This is a genomic window from Streptomyces sp. NPDC006393 (assembly GCF_040628575.1).
Lineage (GTDB): Bacteria > Actinomycetota > Actinomycetes > Streptomycetales > Streptomycetaceae > Streptomyces.
Genome location: NZ_JBEXZD010000052.1, coordinates 1 through 16,334 on the forward strand (window position 1 = coordinate 1; position 16,334 = coordinate 16,334).

Below are 16,334 nucleotides of genomic sequence, written 5' to 3' on the forward strand. Positions count from 1 at the left end.
CAACGTCTTCAAGGCACTCGTGGGCGCCGTACGGCTCGCGGGCGAGGGCCGGGACGAGATCCTGGTGGACGCGACGACGTTCCCCACGGACGGATACATCGCCGAGTCGGCGGCCCGGATGACGGGGTGCGCGCTGCGCCCGGTGACGCCCGCCGAGGTACCGGACGCGGTGAGCGACCGCACGGCGGCCGTGCTGCTCAACCACGCCGACTACCGCACCGGCCGGCTGCACGACCTGCCGTCGCTCACGGCGGCGGTGCGGGCGGCGGGCGCCGTGTCGGTGTGGGACCTGTGCCATACGGCGGGCGCGCTGCCGGTGGGGCTGGACGAGCACGGGGTCGACCTCGCGGTGGGCTGCACCTACAAGTACCTCAACGGGGGCCCGGGTTCACCGGCGTACCTCTACGTCCGCCGCGGCCTTCAGGACCGCTTCGACTCCCCGCTGCCGGGCTGGAACTCGCACGTGGAGCCCTTCGGGATGCGGCCGTCCTACGAACCGGCGGAGGGCGCGCTCCGCGGCCGGGTCGGCACCCCGGACATTCTCTCCATGCTCGCCCTGGAGGCGGCGCTGGAGGTCTGGGAGGGCGTGACGGTGACGGCGGTCCGCGCCAAGTCCCTCGCGCTGACGGACTTCTTCCTCGAGTGCGTCGGGGCGTACGTCCCGGAGGGTCTCGTCGAGTCCCTGACCCCGCGGGCGCACGCGGAGCGCGGCAGTCAGGTGGCGCTGCGCTGCCCGAACGCGGGCGAGGTGATGAAGCGCCTGATCGAGCGGGGGGTGGTGGGCGACTTCCGACACCCGGACGTGCTCCGGTTCGGCTTCACCCCGCTGTACGTGGGCTTCGGGGACGCGGAGAGGGCGGCTCGGGTGCTGGGGGAGGTGCTGGACTCGGCGTGACCGCGTGACCGCGTGACCGCGTGACCGCGTGACCGCGTGACCGCGTGACGGTGTGAAGGCGTGAAGACGTGAAGGCGCGTGGGGGTGCCGCCGAGGCAGCGGCACCCCCACGGCCGAACACCCACGTCACCGTCCTGATACCGTCACCGCCATCTCACCTGGTCCGCCGAACCCCGTTACGTCCCTGAGAGGTTGGAGCATGCCGGACGACGCCGCCGCCGCAGCCAGAGCCGCCGCCGAAGAGGAGTCCGCCTTCTCGCACGCGCCCGTGGACCCCGACGGCACCGCCGCGTACGGCGACCACCCCGACCAGGTGATCGACTTCTACGCCCCGCGCACCACCGAACCCGCCCCGTCCCCGCTGGTCGTCGTCCTCCACGGCGGAGCTTGGCGGGCACCGTACGACCGCCGGCACATCACCCCGTTCGCGGCCTTCCTGGCCCGCCGGGGCTTCGCCGTGGCCAACGTCGAGTACCGGCGTGGCGGTGCCGGCCCGGACGGCGAGGAGGAGACCGCGGTCGCGGGCCGCTGGCCGGAGACGTTCGACGACGTGGCGGCCGCGCTGGACGCCCTGCCCGCGCTCGTACGGGAGGTGCTGCCGCAGGCCGACACGCGGCGTACGGTGATCACCGGCCACTCCGCGGGCGGCCACCTGGCGCTCTGGGCGGCGGCCCGGCACGTCCTGCCCGCCGACGCGCCCTGGCGCACCGACCGGCCCGCGCCGCTGCGAGGCGTGGTGGCGCTCGCCCCGATCGCGGACTTCGCGGTCGCCGGGAAGCTGAACGTGTGCGGTGGTGCGGCCCTGCAACTGCTGGGCGGCGCCGATGAGTTCGACGTACGGCGGCCGTATGCCGACCCGGCCCTGCTGCTGCCGACGGGTATCGCGACGACGCTGGTGCAGGGGCGTGCGGACGTTGACGTTCCACAGGCGGTGGCCGAGTCGTACACGGAGGCGGCGGCCAAGGCCGGCGAGGTGGTCGGGCTGACCTTGCTGGAGGACGTCGGCCACTTCCCCCTGATCGACCCGGCGGCGGACGCGTGCGCGGTGGTGGCGGAGGAGATCGCGCAGCTGGCGTGGTGAGCCGCCGAACCCCTGGGTGTCAGACCCGTAGTACCTGAGAGCTACGGCGCCAAACAGCTCTCGGGCGGGACGCGGACGACGCGGCCGGATCCGTAATTTCCCCTCTGGACGAGCCCGACGGGCGGGCGGAGCGGAGGGGGAGACGGGCCATGGGGCTTGGGCGGACGACCGTCGTCGGGCAGGAGCAGGAGCAGGAGCGGGATCAGGCGCTGGAGGGGGAGCAGGGGGAAGAGCGGGAGCAGGAGCCGTCGGCGCTGAAGGCCTGGGAGCGCGGGGACGGTTCCGCGGGCCGGGCTCTTGACCCTGCCCCGGGTTCCGCCCGGCGGTGGCGCCGGGGGCTCCGTGCCCTCCGTGTCCTCCGTGTCTTCCTCGCGGTCCTCGTCGCCGCCGCCGTGGTGGTGCCGCTCTCGGCCGCGGCCCGCCCCCGGATCCCCGCCCCGGCCCCCGCCGTCCTCGCCGCCCCGACGCGGGCCGGCCTGGGCGCGGTCTACACGGCCAACCGCGCGAACGCCGAGCAGGCGGCCCGCATGGCCGCGGCGCACGGGGACGCGCACCGCGCGGCCGTGGACCGGGAGCTGGCGGCCCCCTCGCACCGGCTGCTCTCCTTCGACGGACGCGGCTCGGGCCGTGCCGTGGAGGTGATCGGCGACCTGGCGCACGCCGACCGCGTGGCGGTCCTCGTCCCCGGCTCGGACACCTCGCTGGACACCTACGACCGCTTCCGGGCGGGCGCGTCGGCGCTCTCCCGCGAGCTGACCCGCGAGGCCCCCGCCGCGACGCGCACGGCGGTCGTCGCCTGGCTCGGCTACGAGACGCCGGGCACGATCAGCACCACGGTCCTCACCACGGGCCGTGCCGAGCAGGCCGCCCCGCACCTGCGGCAGTTCATCCATGACCTGCGGGGCGTGACGGGCCGCGGCCCGCACATCACGCTGGTGTGCCACTCCTACGGCTCGGTGGTGTGCGGACGAGCCGCCGCCGGCCTGGACGTGAACGACATCGCCCTCCTCGGCAGCCCCGGCACCGGCGCCGACTCCGTGCGGGCGCTGCACACCCGGGCCCGGGTCTGGGCGGCCCGAGGCGCCGACGACTGGGTGGCGCACGTCCCGCACGTCCATGCGGATCTCTTCGGTACGACCGTCGGCTTCGGCACCGACCCCATGGCTCCGGCCTTCGGCGCCCGTACCTTCCCGGCCGGACAGGGCGGTCACAGCGCCTACTTCACCCCCGGCTCCCGATCCCTGACCAACCTGGCCCGGATCGTCCTGGGCGCCACGAAGGAGGTGCCGGGTGACTGACGTGCTGACCCGTGTACGAGCGGCGGCCCGGCACATCGACACCGCCACTCCCGCGCACCGGGACCGGGCCGTGGACGCGCTGCGGGCGCTGGCGATCCTCGGCGTGGTCCTGGGCCACTGGCTGGTCACGGCACTGGTCGCGGACACCGGCGGCGGAGCGCACCGCGCACTCCACACCGCCAGTCCCCTCCAGCACATGCCCTGGCTGGCCCCCATCTCCTGGGTCTTCCAGACCCTCGCCGTGTTCTTCCTGGTCGGCGGGCACGTGGCGACCCGGGGATACGCCTCGGCGCGCGCCCGGGGCACCGGCTATCGGCAATGGCTCCGCGCCCGCCTGTCCCGCCTGTTCAAACCGGTCGCCGCCGTCCTGACCCTCTGGACGGCCGCCGCGGTCGCCCTCCTCCTGACCGGCGCGGACCCGGGCACGGTGCGCACCCTCGTCAAGCTGGCCCTGTCCCCCATGTGGTTCCTCCTGGTCTTCGCCGTACTGACGGCGGCGACCCCGCTGCTGACCCGGCTCAACCCGCTGTGGCCTTTGGTGGTCGTTCTGCATGTGGACCTTCTCCGTTTCGGCCTCGGCGCGCCCGGCTGGCTCGGCTGGGTGAACCTGCCCGCCGGCTGGCTCGTGCCGTACACCCTCGGCGCGGCCTGGACCCGTGGTGAACTCCGGCGCCGCCGCGCCGGCTGGCTCCTGCTGACCGGCGGGGCGGCGGCCACCGCGGGCCTCGTCGCCTGGGCGGGCTATCCGGCGTCGATGGTCGGCGTCCCGGGCGCCACGGTCTCCAACCTCGACCCGCCGACCCTGGCCGCCGTCACCTTCGGGCTGGCCCAGTGCGGTCTGGCGCTGCTGGTGCGCGAGCGGCTGGGCCGTGCGATGCGGCGTCCGCTCGCCTGGGCGGCCGTGGCCCTGGTCAACCTCTCCGCGATGACGATCTTCCTGTGGCACCAGACGGCGCTGATGGCGACCACGGCCACGGGCCTGCTCGCGGGCCGCCTCCCCGGCTTGCACACCCTTCCCGACGGCCTGGGCTGGGTGGCAGCCCGGCTCGCCTGGCTCCCGGTGTTCGCGCTGGTCCTGACCGTGTGCTGGGCGGCGTTCCGCGGATTCGAGCAGGGCGGCGGCCGGCGCCGCTCCCTGGTGGTGCGCTCCCGTCGCCCCGGGACGGCTCCCACGTCCGGCCCTAGGGTGGACGTGTGATGCGAAGGGGGAGCCCCGTCCGGCGAGGGCTGCGGGTGCTGCGTGACGACCTGTGGACGGTACGGGCCGATCCGCTGCCTGCCTCGGTGTGGCTGCGCTGGCTGCCGCACGGGATCGTGTGGGTGGCCGCGCTCGGCGTCCTGATCGGTGCCATGGCGCAGCTCCAGGACAACGGTCATGTGGGCTCCGGGACGGCGTTCCTGATCGCGCTCGGCCAGGGTGGTGCGATGGCGCTGGCCCTGTGGCGGCCCATTCCGGCGTGGTGGCTGTCGATGGCGGCCATGCTGCTGGGAGCGATCGCGGTCCACGGCCCGTTGTTGTCCGGGCGGGCGAAGGACTTCCAGTGGCCGTGGACCGCCGCCGGGATCGTCGCCCACCTGTTCGTCCTGCTGCTGCTCTCCCTTCGGGTCCGCACCCGCGTCGCCGCGGAGGCGCTGGGGTTGACCGTGCTGGTCACCTACGCCCTCCAGGGCCTGTGGGGGGCGGCGAACTACGCGTCCACCGGCGTGCTCGGCGTGGTTCTGTCCGCGGTCGTGGTGGTGCTGGGCACCGCACTGCGCGGCCGCCGTGTGGCCCGCGCGGAACTGCTGCAGCAGACCACGCTCACCGCCGAGGAACGGGCCCGCCGCACCCTGCTGGAGGAACGCAGCCGCATCGCCCGCGAGCTGCACGACGTGGTCGCCCATCACATGTCGGTCATCTCCATCCAGGCGCAAGTGGCCCCGCATCTGACGGAGGACCCCTCCGAGGAACTGAAGGAGAACCTCGCCGGCATCCGGCAGAACGCCCTGGAGGCACTGGCCGAACTGAGACGGGTGCTCGGCGTGCTGCGCTCGGAGAACCCCGAGGACCCCTACGGCCTCGGCGAGTCCGGCGGACGGGCCGCGCCGCAGGCCCCGCAGCCCACCCTCGACCGCCTGGACGCCCTCGTCGAGAACACCCGCACCGCCGGACTCACGGTCGCCCTGGACGTCGAGGACACCCGGCGGGAGCCTCAGCCGTACCCGCCCGGCGTGGAGCTGTCGGCGTACCGCATCGTCCAGGAGGCGCTCAGCAACGCCCTGCGGCACGCCCCGGGCTCGGCGGTCCGCGTGGAGGTCACCCACATCCCCGACGGCCTGTTCCTGACCGTGGTCAACTCCCGTCCGCGGCACCCCGTACCGCCGTCCCCGGGCGCCGGGCACGGGCTGCTCGGGATGCGCGAGCGGGCGGCGATGCTGGGCGGCCACGTCACCGCCGCCAGGACACTGCACGGCGGCTTCGCGGTGTCGGCCTTCCTGCCCCGCGACGGCACCGCCCCGCTCACCACCGCGTCCGACGCGCGCGCCCTGCCCGTCCTGCACACCGACTTCACCGCCCTGGACGCCGCACCCGTCGTCGACGTCGAACCACCGGACGTGCCCCGGGCCCCCGAGGACCCGCCGGGCCCGCCGGCTCCCGGACCGCGCGCTCCCGGTTCACCACACTCGACAGGAGAAGACCACCCATGACGAGCGGCAGCATCCGCGTACTCATCGCCGACGACCAGCAGATGGTCCGGCAGGGCTTCACCGTGCTGCTCAACACCCAGCCGGACATCGAGGTGGTCGGCCAGGCCGTGCACGGTCTGGACGCCGTCGCCAAGGTCGCCGAACTCACCCCGGACGTCGTCCTGATGGACATCCGCATGCCCGAGCTCAGCGGCATCGAGGCCACCCGCCGCGTCACCACCGAGACGCCCGGGACCAGGGTCCTGGTGCTCACCACCTTCGACCTCGACGAGTACGTGTACGACGCACTGTGCGCCGGAGCCTCCGGCTTTCTGCTGAAGGACGCCTCCGCCGACCAGCTGGCGGAGGCCGTGCGGGTGGTCGCGGCCGGTGACGCCCTGCTGGCGCCGGCGATCACCCGCAAGCTGATCGCCGAGTTCTCCCGGATGAACGACAGACCCCGCGCCCCGCTGAAGGAGCGGGTCGGCGACCTGACCGAGCGGGAGACGGAGGTGCTGACGCTGATCGCGCACGGCCTGTCGAACGCGGAGATCGCCGAGCATCTCGTCGTCGCCGAGCAGACCGTGAAGACGCACGTCGGGCGCATCCTGGTGAAGCTGGGCCTGAGGGACCGCACCCAGGCGGCGGTGTTCGCCTACGAGTCGGGACTGGTGCGTCCCTCCGGGTACTGAGCAAGGGGCGGATGCGGGCGGGCGGACACGGACGGGCTCGGGCGTACCCGTAGTACCTGAGAGGGAGGCCGAAGGACCCCCCTCACTGGGGACGACCGCGACGCCGCCGGCGCCTACCGTTTTCAGCGTGACCGAGACGACGCACACGCAGACGACGCCGGACGGCGCGTTCGGCCCGCACGAGGGGCGCAGCCCCGAGTACCGGCTGGCCGTGAACGCGCTGCGCGGGCTGCGGCAGGACCTGTTCCACGACGCCTTCGCCTACCGCCCTCTGCACCGCAGGGGCGTCGACGGCCCCTTGGCCGGGCGGCTGCCCGGCCGCACCCGGGAGTACGCGGCCTGGGCTCCGCACCTGCTGGTCGCGGGGGCCGGCGTGCTGGCCATGTTCGCCGCCTGGTCCAGCGCCTACGACGGCCTGTGGGCACCGATGACCGCCCTGCTGGCCCTGGCGCCGGTGCTCCTCACCCTGGTCCGGCCGGTCGGTGCGTTCTGGCTGTCCCTGGCGGCGAGCGCCGTCACGTCGATGGCCGCCGGCACCTTCGGCGACTGGCCGTGGCAGCCCGGCAGCTTCCTCTCGCACCTGACGGTGCTCACAGTCGTGGCGATACGCACCCGGCCGCGCACGGCGGGATGGATGTGGGTGCTCACCGCCCTGTACGCCTTCGTCGTGGAGTCCGTGTTCGGCTACCACTTCAGCAACAACTCCGCGCCGATGCTGGTCGTGTCCGCCCTGGCCCTGCTGGCGGTCACCGTCTGGCACATACGCCGGGAGGCCGAGCAGACGGTGACGGCCCAGCAGACCGTGACCGCTCACGAGCGTTCCCGGCGCACCCTGCTGGAGGAGCGCACCACGATCGCCCGCGAGCTGCATGACGTCGTGGCCCACCACATGTCCGTGGTCGCCATCCAGGCCGAGGCGGCGCCCTACCGGGTTCAGGATCCTCCGCCGGAGCTGGAGAAGGCGTTCGCCACGATCCGGGAGAACGCGGTGGCGGCCCTCACCGAGCTGCGCCGTGTCCTCGGAGTCGTCCGAGCGGAGGACTACGAGGCCCCGGAGGCCCCGCAGCCCACCCTCGCCGACCTCGACATGCTGCTGGCCAACGTCCGGGAGGCCGGCCTGGCGGTGGAGAAGGTGGTGACCGGTGCGGTGCGGGAGCTCCCGCAGGGTGTGGAGCTGTCGGCGTACCGGATCGTCCAGGAGGCCCTGAGCAACAGCCTGCGGCACGCACCCGGCGCGAGCGCCCGGGTCGAGATCGGCTATGTGCTCGGCGGCCTCGGCCTGCGCATAGTCAACGGTCCGCCGCCCGAGCCGTCCCGGATCCAGCCCTCGCCCGGAGCGGGGCACGGCATCACCGGCATGCGGGAGCGGGTCTCGATGCTGAACGGTGAGATGACGGCCGGCCCGGCGGACGACGGGGGGTACGAAGTGGCGGTGTTCCTGCCGGTCCCGACGGTGATCGAGGGCGAGGCATGACCATCCGCGTCCTGATCGCGGACGACCAGATGATGGTGCGCGAGGGATTCTCGGTCCTGCTGAACGCGATGCCGGGCATCGAGGTCGTCGGCGAGGCGGTCAACGGCCGTCAGGCGGTGGACCGCGTCCGCGAACTGGCTCCGGACGTCGTCCTGATGGACATCCGCATGCCGGAGCTGAACGGTATCGAGGCGACGAGGGAGATCGTGGCCGCGGACGGGGCGGCGAAGGTGCTGGTGCTCACCACCTTCGATCTGGACGAGTACGTCTACCAGGCCCTGCGCGCGGGTGCCTCCGGCTTCCTGCTGAAGGACGCCTCCGCACGCCAACTGGCCGAGGGGGTGCGGGTGGTGGCGTCCGGCGAGGCGCTTCTCGCGCCCTCGGTGACCAAGCGGCTGATCACGGAGTTCTCGAAGCTGTCCGAGGCCCCGCGGCTCATGCCGTCCGCGCAGGCGGCGTACGGCGATCTGACCGAGAGGGAGACGGAGGTGCTGGTGCTCATCGCGCAGGGCCTGTCCAACGCGGAGATAGCCGGGCGCCTGGTGGTGGCCGAGTCGACGATCAAGACCCACGTCAGCCGGGTCCTGGTGAAGCTGGGCCTCAGGGACCGGACGCAGGCGGCGGTGTTCGCCTACGAGGCGAGACTGGTGACGCCGGGATAGGGCCCGGGGGAGAGGGACACATCTGGTCAGGGGGCGCCGCCGGTCAGGAGTCCCTGGTCACGGGACCTCTGGTCAGGCCGGGGGATGCCGGGCTAGCGTCCGTGCATGGCCGCTCCTTCCGCCCCCTCCGCTTCTTCCGGTCTCCCGTTCCACCCCTGGGACCCGGCGTTCGTCGCGGACCCCTATCCCGCCTACGCCGAACTGCGTGCCCGGGGCCGCGTGCTGTACTACGAGCCGAGCGACCAGTGGCTCGTGCCGCACCACGCGGACGTGTCGGCGCTGCTGCGGGACCGCCGGCTGGGCCGGACCTACCAGCACCGGTTCACGCACGAGGACTTCGGCCGTACGCCGCCCCCGCCGGAGCACGAGCCGTTCCATGTCCTCAACGACCACGGGATGCTCGACCTGGAGCCGCCGGACCACACCCGGATCCGGCGCCTGGTGTCGAAGGCGTTCACGCCGCGGACGGTGGAGCGCCTGAAGCCGTACGTCCACCGGCTGGCGAACGACCTGGTCGCCGGGCTGGTGGAGGCGGGCGGCGGTGATCTGCTGACGGATGTCGCCGAACCGCTGCCCGTCGCGGTGATCGCCGAGATGCTGGGCATCCCCGAGTCGGACCGCTCGCAGTTGCGGCCGTGGTCGGCGGACATCTGCGGGATGTACGAGCTGAACCCGTCCGAGGAGACGGCGAGAAGGGCGGTGCGGGCCTCGGTGGAGTTCTCGGACTACCTCCGGGAGCTGATCGCGGTCCGCCGCCGGGAGCCGGGCGAGGACCTGATCTCCGGGCTGATCGCCGCCCATGACGAGGGCGACCGGCTCACGGAGCAGGAGATGATCTCCACGGCCGTGCTGCTCCTCAACGCCGGCCACGAGGCCACGGTGAACGCGACGGTCAACGGCTGGTGGGCGCTGTTCCGCAACCCGGCCCAGCTGGCCGCCCTGCGCGCGGACCACGCCCTGATCCCGTCCGCCGTCGAGGAGCTGATGCGCTACGACACTCCGCTCCAGCTCTTCGAGCGGTGGGTGCTGGACGGGATCGAGATCGACGGCACCACGATCCCGCGGGGCGCGGAGGTCGCCATGCTGTTCGGTTCGGCCAACCACGACCCCGAGGTCTTCACCGATCCCGGGCGGCTGGACCTGACCCGGCGGGACAACCCGCACATCTCCTTCAGCGCGGGCATCCACTACTGCATCGGCGCCCCGCTGGCCCGGATCGAGCTGGCGGCCTCCATGGCGGCCCTGCTGGAGCGGGCCCCGGCCCTGACCCTGGCGGCCGAGCCGGAGCGGAAGCCGAACTTCGTGATCCGGGGGCTGAAGGGGCTGAGCGTGGCGGTGCGCTGACAACAGGGCCCGGCTGAGGAAGATCAGGTCGTCATGTCCCGCCGCCGCAGTCCCGCCAGTCCCGCCGCCACCAGGGCGACCGCGATCCCGGTCAGTGCCGCCACCGGCCCCCAGGCCATCCCCGCGCCGGGCAGCTTCGGGAGGTGGCCGAAGGGAGAGATGTCCAGGACCGGCTGCGGCACGTTCAGGGCCGGGCCGACCCAGCCCAGCAGCAGCACGGCGCCGGCCACTCCCCACGCCGCCGTCGCGCCCCGCGGGAGGACGCCGTACAGCAGGACGGCGATGCCGCCGATCACCCAGATCGCGGGGATCTGGACCAGGCAGGCACCCAGGATCGGGCCGATCTGCTTGCCGTAGCCGACGGCGAAGCCGAGGCCGGCGAGAAGCATGATCCACACCGAGCCGCCGAAGGCGACGGCGAGATGGCCGGCGGCCCAGCGAAGACGGCCGACCGCGTTCGCGAGGAGGGGTTCCGCCCGGCCGGAGGACTCCTCGCCGGACAGCCGCAGCACCGAGGCCACGACGTACAGCGCGGCGATCAGCCCGAGCATCCCCACCATCGAGGCGAGGAAGGCGTCCGTCAGCCCCGACTGGCCGCCCATCCGCTGGAAGATCTCACGGGCGCTGTCGTTGTCGCGGACCAGGTCGGCCGCCCCGTCCGTCAGCCCGCCGTAGACGATCCCCGCCACGAAGAAGCCGATGCTCCAGCCGAGGACGCCGCCGCGCTGGAGCCGCCAGGCCAGCGCGGCGGCGGTGCCGAGGCGGCCGGCGGCCGGTCCGGGCCGGGTGGGCAGGAAGCTCATGCCCACGTCCCGGCGGCCCGCCAGCGCGTACGCCAGCCCGCCCTGCGCCGCCGTCGCCGCCGCGAACAGCAGCAGCACCCACCAGCGTTCGTCGGCGAAGGACCGCTGGTTCTCCACCCAGCCCAGCGGCGACAGCCAGGTCAGCACCGATGATCTGTCGTCGGTGGCCGAGTCGCCGGCCGCGCGCAGCACGAAGGCCGCTCCCAGGACCGCCGCCGTCAGGCCGCGGGCCAGGCGCGCGCTCTCGGTCAGCTGGGCGGCGATCGCCGCCATCGTGGCGAAGACCATGCCGACCCCGGCGAGGCCGAGCCCGAAGGACAGGGCGCCCGCAGCCCCCTGAACGGCCAGGCCCGCCGTGACCAGCAGGGCCAGCACGGCGTTCGCCACGGCCGCCGACAGCAGCGCGGCCGTGAGGGAGGCGCGGCGGCCGACCATGCCCGAGGCCACCAGTTCCTGGCGGCCGCTCTCCTCCTCGTCGCGGGTGTGCCGCACGACGACCAGCAGGCTCGTCACGGCGGCGAGCGCGGCGGCGAACACGCCCACCCGCCAGGCGGTCAGCGCGCCGATCGAAGTGTCGAAGACCGGGCCGATCAGGGCGCGGAAGGAGGCGTTGGTCTCCATCTGGCGCACCAGGTCGGCGCGTTCGGCCGCGGTGCCGTACAGGCTCTTCAGGGTGCTCGGCATGGAGAGCACCATGAGCACGTTCACCGCGGTCCAGACCGGGATCATCACCCGGTCGCGGCGCAGGGCGAAGCGCAACAGGGTGCCGGTGCCCGCGAGGTGGCGGGAGCCGCGCGGTGCGGCGGTCGCGAGGGCGGTCATCGGGACACCTCGTCGAGGTCGTCCTGGTAGTGCCGCAGGAACAGTTCCTCCAGCGTCGGGGGTGTCGATGTCAGCGAGCGCACGCCGGACTCGCTCAACTGCCGCAGTACGGCGTCGAGTTTGTCGGTGTCCACCTGGAGGCGGACGCGGCGGCCCTGCACGTCGAGGTCGTGCACGCCGGGCAGGTGGGCCAGGCCGTTGGGCGGGCCCGCGAGTTCGGCGGTGACGCTGGTGCGGGTGAGGTGGCGCAGGTCGGCCAGCGAACCGCTCTCGACGGTGCGGCCCTTGCGGATGATGCTCACCCGGTCGCACAGCTCCTCCACCTCGCTGAGGATGTGGGAGGAGAGCAGGACGGTGCGGCCGCGCTCGCGTTCCTCGGCCACGCAGCGCTGGAAGACCTCCTCCATCAGCGGGTCGAGGCCCGAGGTGGGCTCGTCCAGGATGAGCAGGTCGACGTCGGAGGCGAAGGCGGCGACCAGGGCCACCTTCTGCCGGTTGCCCTTGGAGTAGGTCCGGCCCTTCTTGGTCGGGTCCAGTTCGAACCGTTCGATCAGTTCGGCGCGGCGCCGCTGGTCGAGGCCCCCGCGCAGCCGGCCGTACAGGTCGATGACCTCGCCGCCGGAGAGGTTGCGCCACAGGGTGACGTCGCCGGGGACGTACGCGATCCGGCGGTGCACCTCGACCGCGTCGCTCCAGGGGTCCCGGCCCAGCACCTGGGCGGCGCCGGAGTCGGCGCGCAGCAGCCCGAGCAGGACCCGGATGGTGGTGGACTTCCCGGCGCCGTTGGGGCCGAGGAAGCCGTGGACCTCGCCCCGCTCCACGTCCAGGTCGAGTCCGTCCAGCGCGTGGGTGGCGCCGAACGCCTTGTGGAGGCCGGAGACGGTGATTGCCTTCGTCATGCTTCGGAAGTTACGCTTCTTTCAGAAAATTGTGAAGTTAAGGAAGCGTATAAACTCGGGAGCGCGTCGGGACGAGGGGAGAGGATGCGGGCATGACGGACGAGAAGGCGCCTGAGCGTGACCCGGAGGCGGTGTCGAAGTTCGTGGAGAGCTTCGCGGCCCAACTGGTCGAGGCCGGGTTGCAGCGCATGCCGGCCCGCGTCTTCGCCGCACTGCTCTCCTCCGACACCGGCACGCTCACCTCCAGTGAACTGAGCGAGCAACTGAAGATCAGCCCGGCCGCGGTCTCCGGCGCGGTCCGCTACCTGGCGCAGGTCCACATGGTCTCGCGCGAGCGGGAGCCGGGCTCGCGGCGGGAGCGTTACCGGGTGCACGCCGACCAGTGGTACGAGGCGCTCACCAACCGCGAGGCGGTCATCAAGCGCTGGGAGTACGCCCTGCGCGAGGGCGTCGACAGCCTCGGCGCCGACACCCCCGCCGGGCGGCGGCTGGCCGAGACGCTGGCCTTCTTCGAGTTCATCGACGGTGAGGTCGTGGCGATGATGGAGCGCTGGCGGGTGCGCCGGGAGGAGCTCTTCGGATCTTCGTGATCAGACGTTGAGGGTGTAGCTGATCCGCTACTCTGAGTGGCGGGCTGGTCCGCATGCCAGGGGAGGGCGCATCATGACGTTGATGACTGAGCGACCGACGATGAGCGGCATCGAGCCCGATGGCTTCGAGGCGTTGCTGGACGCACTCGTTGCGGTGGATGAAGCCGTCGCGCCCACGGGCTTCAGGGCCGAGATCGTCAGGGGGAGCATCGTCTTGTCGCCGTGGTCGAAGGGCTGTTACACCCGCATCATGCGCATGGTTTCCGAACAGTTGACGCCGCACCTCCCCGAAGGGCACGTCATCGACCGGACTCCGAACCTGTTCGTATTTCCTGGAGACGAGAGCGCGTACGGCCCGGACATCTGGGCGGCGCATGAGCGAGTCCTTGAGTCGGACAGCTATCACCTGGACGGCGAAGCCCTGTCCTTCGTCGCCGAGCTGACGTCTCCCTCCACCCGCAAGGACGACCTGATCGGCAAGGTCGAGGTGTACAACAGGGCCGGCGTCCCCGTGTACCTGGTGCTCGACATGCAGAAGCAGCAGGCCACGGTGTACGGGTGCCCGGCGCCGGCGGGGTACCGGTTCCGGGCCAGCAAACCCTTCGGCGAGAAGCTCCCCATCCCGGAACCCTTCGACTGCATCCTCGACACGAGCGGGTTCCGTCCCCCCGAGGACCAGGCCTGACTCACCCCGCCGCGGGTACCACCAGCCCCCAGGCCCCCTCTCGCACCGTCCACGTCCGGGTCCGCACCGGCCCGGACACCACCGCGTCCGCCCGGTAGCGGAAGTGCGCTCCTGAGACGGTCACCGTGCGGCCCTCCGCCCGCACCGGGGATCCCGCGGCGCCCACGGAGAGCGGCCGCACCTCCACCTCGGCCACTCCGGCGGCCCCCGGCACGACCGACACCGCCTCCACGGGCTGGTCCAGGTCCACCACGAGTTCCCCGTCGACCTCCACCCGGAGCCGGGAAGGCTCGGGACCGGCGTCGGACGCCGTCCGGGGCGGGCGGGTCACCAGGGTCCGTACGAGCGACTGGCAGGTCCGCAGCCAGGGGTGGCCCGGCGCGGAGGGCACCTCGGCGGGCAGGGCCGTCGCGCCCGCAGGCGCCTCGTGCGGGCCGAGCGGCGGGATGCGCAGCGTGCCCAGCACCACCCCGTCGCTGTCGTCGACGAGCAGGTCCAGGCGCCGTACGACCCCGTCCAGCACGGCCCGCGCCGCCGCCACCGGCCCCGCGGGCACACCCAGCGAACGGGCCAGGGACATGACATCTCCGACCGGTACGACCGACAGCGCGCACGCGGTCAGCTCCCGCTGCCGGTGCAGCAGGGACACCGCCCGCAGCAGCGCCCGGTCGTCACCGACCACCACCGGCCGCCGCGAGCCGCGCCGCGCCAGTGCCCGGGCGAACTCCTCCGGGCCGTCCGGCAGGCACACCTTGGTGGCCGCACCCGCGCTGAGCACGTCTTTCGCGATCCGTACGGACTCCCCGTCCGTCCGCCGGGCGACCGGGTCGATGACCACCAGCAGCTGATCGGACGTCGCGAAGGTTGCCACCTCGGTCCTGCCTCACTTCCTCGGGTAGCATCTTTGTGCAAGAGCCCCTTGCGCTATTGCGCCAGGGGCTTCGTCTATTCCGGGGCATCCGGTCCGACGGTTTGTGCGGCCGACGACGGTCGCGCGGTGTACGCGGCGGTGAACCCGCGTACGCCCCTGACCTTGGACATGCCCCGCCCGGAAGGGGTGTACGCGCGTGCCCGCACTTGTGCTGCTCGGTGCTCAGTGGGGTGACGAGGGCAAGGGAAAGGCCACCGACCTGCTCGGCGGCTCCGTGGACTATGTGGTGCGTTACCAGGGCGGCAACAACGCCGGCCACACGGTCGTCGTCGGCGACCAGAAGTATGCACTGCACCTCCTCCCTTCCGGAATCCTCTCCCCCGGATGTACGCCCGTCATCGGCAACGGCGTCGTCGTCGACCCGTCGGTCCTGCTCTCCGAGCTGAGCGGTCTGAACGAGCGCGGCGTCGACACGTCGAAGCTCCTGATCAGTGGAAACGCCCACGTCATCACGCCGTACAACGTCACCGTCGACAAGGTGACGGAGCGCTTCCTCGGCAAGCGCAAGATCGGCACCACCGGCCGCGGCATCGGCCCGACCTACGCGGACAAGATCAACCGCGTGGGCATCCGCGTGCAGGACCTGTACGACGAGTCGATCCTCACCCAGAAGGTCGAGGCGGCGCTCGACGTCAAGAACCAGATCCTGACCAAGCTGTACAACCGGCGCGCGATCGCCGTGGGTCAGGTCGTCGAGGAGCTGCTGGGCTACGCAGAGCAGATCAGGCCGTACGTCGCCGACACCGTCCTGGTCCTCAACCAGGCCCTGGAGGAGAACAAGGTCGTCCTGTTCGAGGGCGGCCAGGGCACCCTCCTGGACATCGACCACGGCACGTACCCCTTCGTGACCTCCTCCAACCCGACGGCGGGCGGTGCCTGCACCGGCGCGGGCGTCGGCCCGACGAAGATCAGCCGGGTCATCGGCATCCTGAAGGCGTACACGACCCGTGTCGGCTCCGGCCCGTTCCCGACCGAGCTGTTCGACGAGGACGGCGAGGCGCTGCGCAGGATCGGCGGCGAGCGCGGTGTGACCACCGGCCGTGACCGCCGCTGCGGCTGGTTCGACGCGGTGATCGCCCGCTACGCGACCCGGGTGAACGGCCTGACGGACTTCTTCCTCACCAAGCTCGACGTCCTCACCGGCTGGGAGCAGATCCCGGTCTGTGTCGCCTACGAGATCGACGGCAAGCGGGTCGAGGAGCTTCCGTACTCCCAGACCGACTTCCACCACGCCAAGCCGGTCTACGAGTACCTGCCCGGCTGGCAGGAGAACATCTCGAAGGCCAAGAGCTTCTCCGACCTGCCCAAGAACGCCCAGGCGTACGTCAAGGCCCTGGAGGAGATGTCCGGCGCCCCGATCTCCGCGATCGGCGTCGGCCCGGGCCGCGACGAGACGATCGAGATCAACTCGTTCCTGTAGCCCGGCCCGTGCGGTAGATCCTTGCCGGGAACGGCGGCCGACGCCTCGCGCGCCGGCCGCCGTCCGCCCGA

At 72.5% G+C, this 16,334-nt stretch carries 15 protein-coding genes; 12 read left to right on the forward strand and 3 right to left on the reverse strand.

Features of this window, described 5'->3' with window-relative positions; all coding sequences use genetic code 11:
* The 9 genes from ABZ484_RS21680 to ABZ484_RS21720 all read left to right on the forward strand — a co-directional run.
* Positions 1 to 895 (forward strand): aminotransferase class V-fold PLP-dependent enzyme (locus ABZ484_RS21680; RefSeq protein ID WP_358867537.1); only part of this gene is annotated, 895 nt, incomplete at its 5' end.
* Positions 896 to 1,094: 199 nt separating this feature from the next.
* Complete coding sequence (locus tag ABZ484_RS21685; RefSeq protein ID WP_358867538.1) at positions 1,095 to 1,976, forward strand: alpha/beta hydrolase; 882 nt, start codon at positions 1,095 to 1,097, stop codon at positions 1,974 to 1,976.
* 149 nt (positions 1,977 to 2,125) lie between these two features.
* Positions 2,126 to 3,274, forward strand: coding sequence for an alpha/beta hydrolase (locus tag ABZ484_RS21690; protein WP_358867539.1), 1,149 nt, complete (start codon positions 2,126 to 2,128; stop codon positions 3,272 to 3,274).
* Between the two features lies 1 nt (position 3,275).
* On the forward strand, positions 3,276 to 4,472 hold the full coding sequence (locus ABZ484_RS21695; protein WP_358867572.1) for an acyltransferase: 1,197 nt from the start codon (positions 3,276 to 3,278) through the stop codon (positions 4,470 to 4,472).
* Positions 4,472 to 5,962, forward strand: a complete 1,491-nt coding sequence (locus ABZ484_RS21700) for a sensor histidine kinase (RefSeq protein ID WP_358867573.1) — start codon at positions 4,472 to 4,474, stop codon at positions 5,960 to 5,962. Before ABZ484_RS21695 ends, ABZ484_RS21700 begins: the two co-directional genes overlap by 1 nt.
* Positions 5,959 to 6,633 (forward strand): response regulator transcription factor, encoded by a 675-nt coding sequence (locus ABZ484_RS21705; RefSeq protein WP_189898304.1) that lies wholly within the window; start codon positions 5,959 to 5,961, stop codon positions 6,631 to 6,633. Before ABZ484_RS21700 ends, ABZ484_RS21705 begins: the two co-directional genes overlap by 4 nt.
* Before the next feature lie 127 nt (positions 6,634 to 6,760).
* On the forward strand, positions 6,761 to 8,107 hold the full coding sequence (locus ABZ484_RS21710) for a histidine kinase (RefSeq protein WP_358867540.1): 1,347 nt from the start codon (positions 6,761 to 6,763) through the stop codon (positions 8,105 to 8,107).
* Positions 8,104 to 8,769, forward strand: coding sequence for a response regulator transcription factor (locus ABZ484_RS21715; protein ID WP_358867541.1), 666 nt, complete (start codon positions 8,104 to 8,106; stop codon positions 8,767 to 8,769). Before ABZ484_RS21710 ends, ABZ484_RS21715 begins: the two co-directional genes overlap by 4 nt.
* A gap of 105 nt (positions 8,770 to 8,874) precedes the next feature.
* Entirely contained in the window at positions 8,875 to 10,113 is a 1,239-nt protein-coding gene (locus ABZ484_RS21720) for a cytochrome P450 (RefSeq protein WP_358867542.1), read from the forward strand.
* Between the two features lie 23 nt (positions 10,114 to 10,136).
* Here ABZ484_RS21720 and ABZ484_RS21725 read toward each other — a convergent pair whose 3' ends face one another.
* Both ABZ484_RS21725 and ABZ484_RS21730 read right to left on the reverse strand, forming a co-directional pair.
* Positions 10,137 to 11,738: an ABC transporter permease gene (locus tag ABZ484_RS21725; RefSeq protein ID WP_358867543.1), complete on the reverse strand. Its 1,602-nt coding sequence runs from the start codon at positions 11,736 to 11,738 to the stop codon at positions 10,137 to 10,139.
* Positions 11,735 to 12,637 (reverse strand): ABC transporter ATP-binding protein, encoded by a 903-nt coding sequence (locus tag ABZ484_RS21730; protein WP_358867544.1) that lies wholly within the window; start codon positions 12,635 to 12,637, stop codon positions 11,735 to 11,737. The genes ABZ484_RS21725 and ABZ484_RS21730 overlap by 4 nt, the downstream gene beginning before the upstream one ends.
* A 92-nt stretch (positions 12,638 to 12,729) precedes the next feature.
* On the opposite strand from ABZ484_RS21730, the gene ABZ484_RS21735 reads away from it, so the two are divergent.
* Together ABZ484_RS21735 and ABZ484_RS21740 are read left to right on the forward strand one after the other, a co-directional pair.
* Positions 12,730 to 13,227, forward strand: coding sequence for a MarR family transcriptional regulator (locus ABZ484_RS21735; protein WP_358867545.1), 498 nt, complete (start codon positions 12,730 to 12,732; stop codon positions 13,225 to 13,227).
* Positions 13,228 to 13,300: 73 nt separating this feature from the next.
* The gene (locus ABZ484_RS21740; protein ID WP_358867546.1) at positions 13,301 to 13,912 is read left to right on the forward strand and encodes a Uma2 family endonuclease; all 612 of its coding nucleotides are present in this window, start codon (positions 13,301 to 13,303) and stop codon (positions 13,910 to 13,912) included.
* Between the two features lies 1 nt (position 13,913).
* On the opposite strand, the gene ABZ484_RS21745 is transcribed toward ABZ484_RS21740, so the two are convergent.
* Complete coding sequence (locus tag ABZ484_RS21745) at positions 13,914 to 14,783, reverse strand: diacylglycerol kinase family protein (RefSeq protein WP_358867547.1); 870 nt, start codon at positions 14,781 to 14,783, stop codon at positions 13,914 to 13,916.
* 196 nt (positions 14,784 to 14,979) lie between these two features.
* Here ABZ484_RS21745 and ABZ484_RS21750 point away from each other — a divergent pair, with 196 nt between their 5' ends.
* Positions 14,980 to 16,263, forward strand: coding sequence for an adenylosuccinate synthase (locus ABZ484_RS21750; protein WP_358867548.1), 1,284 nt, complete (start codon positions 14,980 to 14,982; stop codon positions 16,261 to 16,263).
* The last annotated feature ends 71 nt before the right edge of the window (positions 16,264 to 16,334 follow it).

Excerpts from the sequence above, each read along its gene's own strand:
- ABZ484_RS21685 (WP_358867538.1), top strand. The coding sequence starts at position 1,095 with ATGCCGGACGACGCCGCCGCCGCAGCCAGAGCCGCCGCCGAAGAGGAG.
- ABZ484_RS21690 (WP_358867539.1), top strand. The coding sequence starts at position 2,126 with ATGGGGCTTGGGCGGACGACCGTCGTCGGGCAGGAGCAGGAGCAGGAG.
- ABZ484_RS21700 (WP_358867573.1), top strand. The coding sequence starts at position 4,472 with ATGCGAAGGGGGAGCCCCGTCCGGCGAGGGCTGCGGGTGCTGCGTGAC.
- ABZ484_RS21705 (WP_189898304.1), top strand. The coding sequence starts at position 5,959 with ATGACGAGCGGCAGCATCCGCGTACTCATCGCCGACGACCAGCAGATG.
- ABZ484_RS21715 (WP_358867541.1), top strand. The coding sequence starts at position 8,104 with ATGACCATCCGCGTCCTGATCGCGGACGACCAGATGATGGTGCGCGAG.
- ABZ484_RS21720 (WP_358867542.1), top strand. The coding sequence starts at position 8,875 with ATGGCCGCTCCTTCCGCCCCCTCCGCTTCTTCCGGTCTCCCGTTCCAC.
- ABZ484_RS21725 (WP_358867543.1), bottom strand. The coding sequence starts at position 11,738 with ATGACCGCCCTCGCGACCGCCGCACCGCGCGGCTCCCGCCACCTCGCG.
- ABZ484_RS21730 (WP_358867544.1), bottom strand. The coding sequence starts at position 12,637 with ATGACGAAGGCAATCACCGTCTCCGGCCTCCACAAGGCGTTCGGCGCC.
- ABZ484_RS21735 (WP_358867545.1), top strand. The coding sequence starts at position 12,730 with ATGACGGACGAGAAGGCGCCTGAGCGTGACCCGGAGGCGGTGTCGAAG.
- ABZ484_RS21740 (WP_358867546.1), top strand. The coding sequence starts at position 13,301 with ATGACGTTGATGACTGAGCGACCGACGATGAGCGGCATCGAGCCCGAT.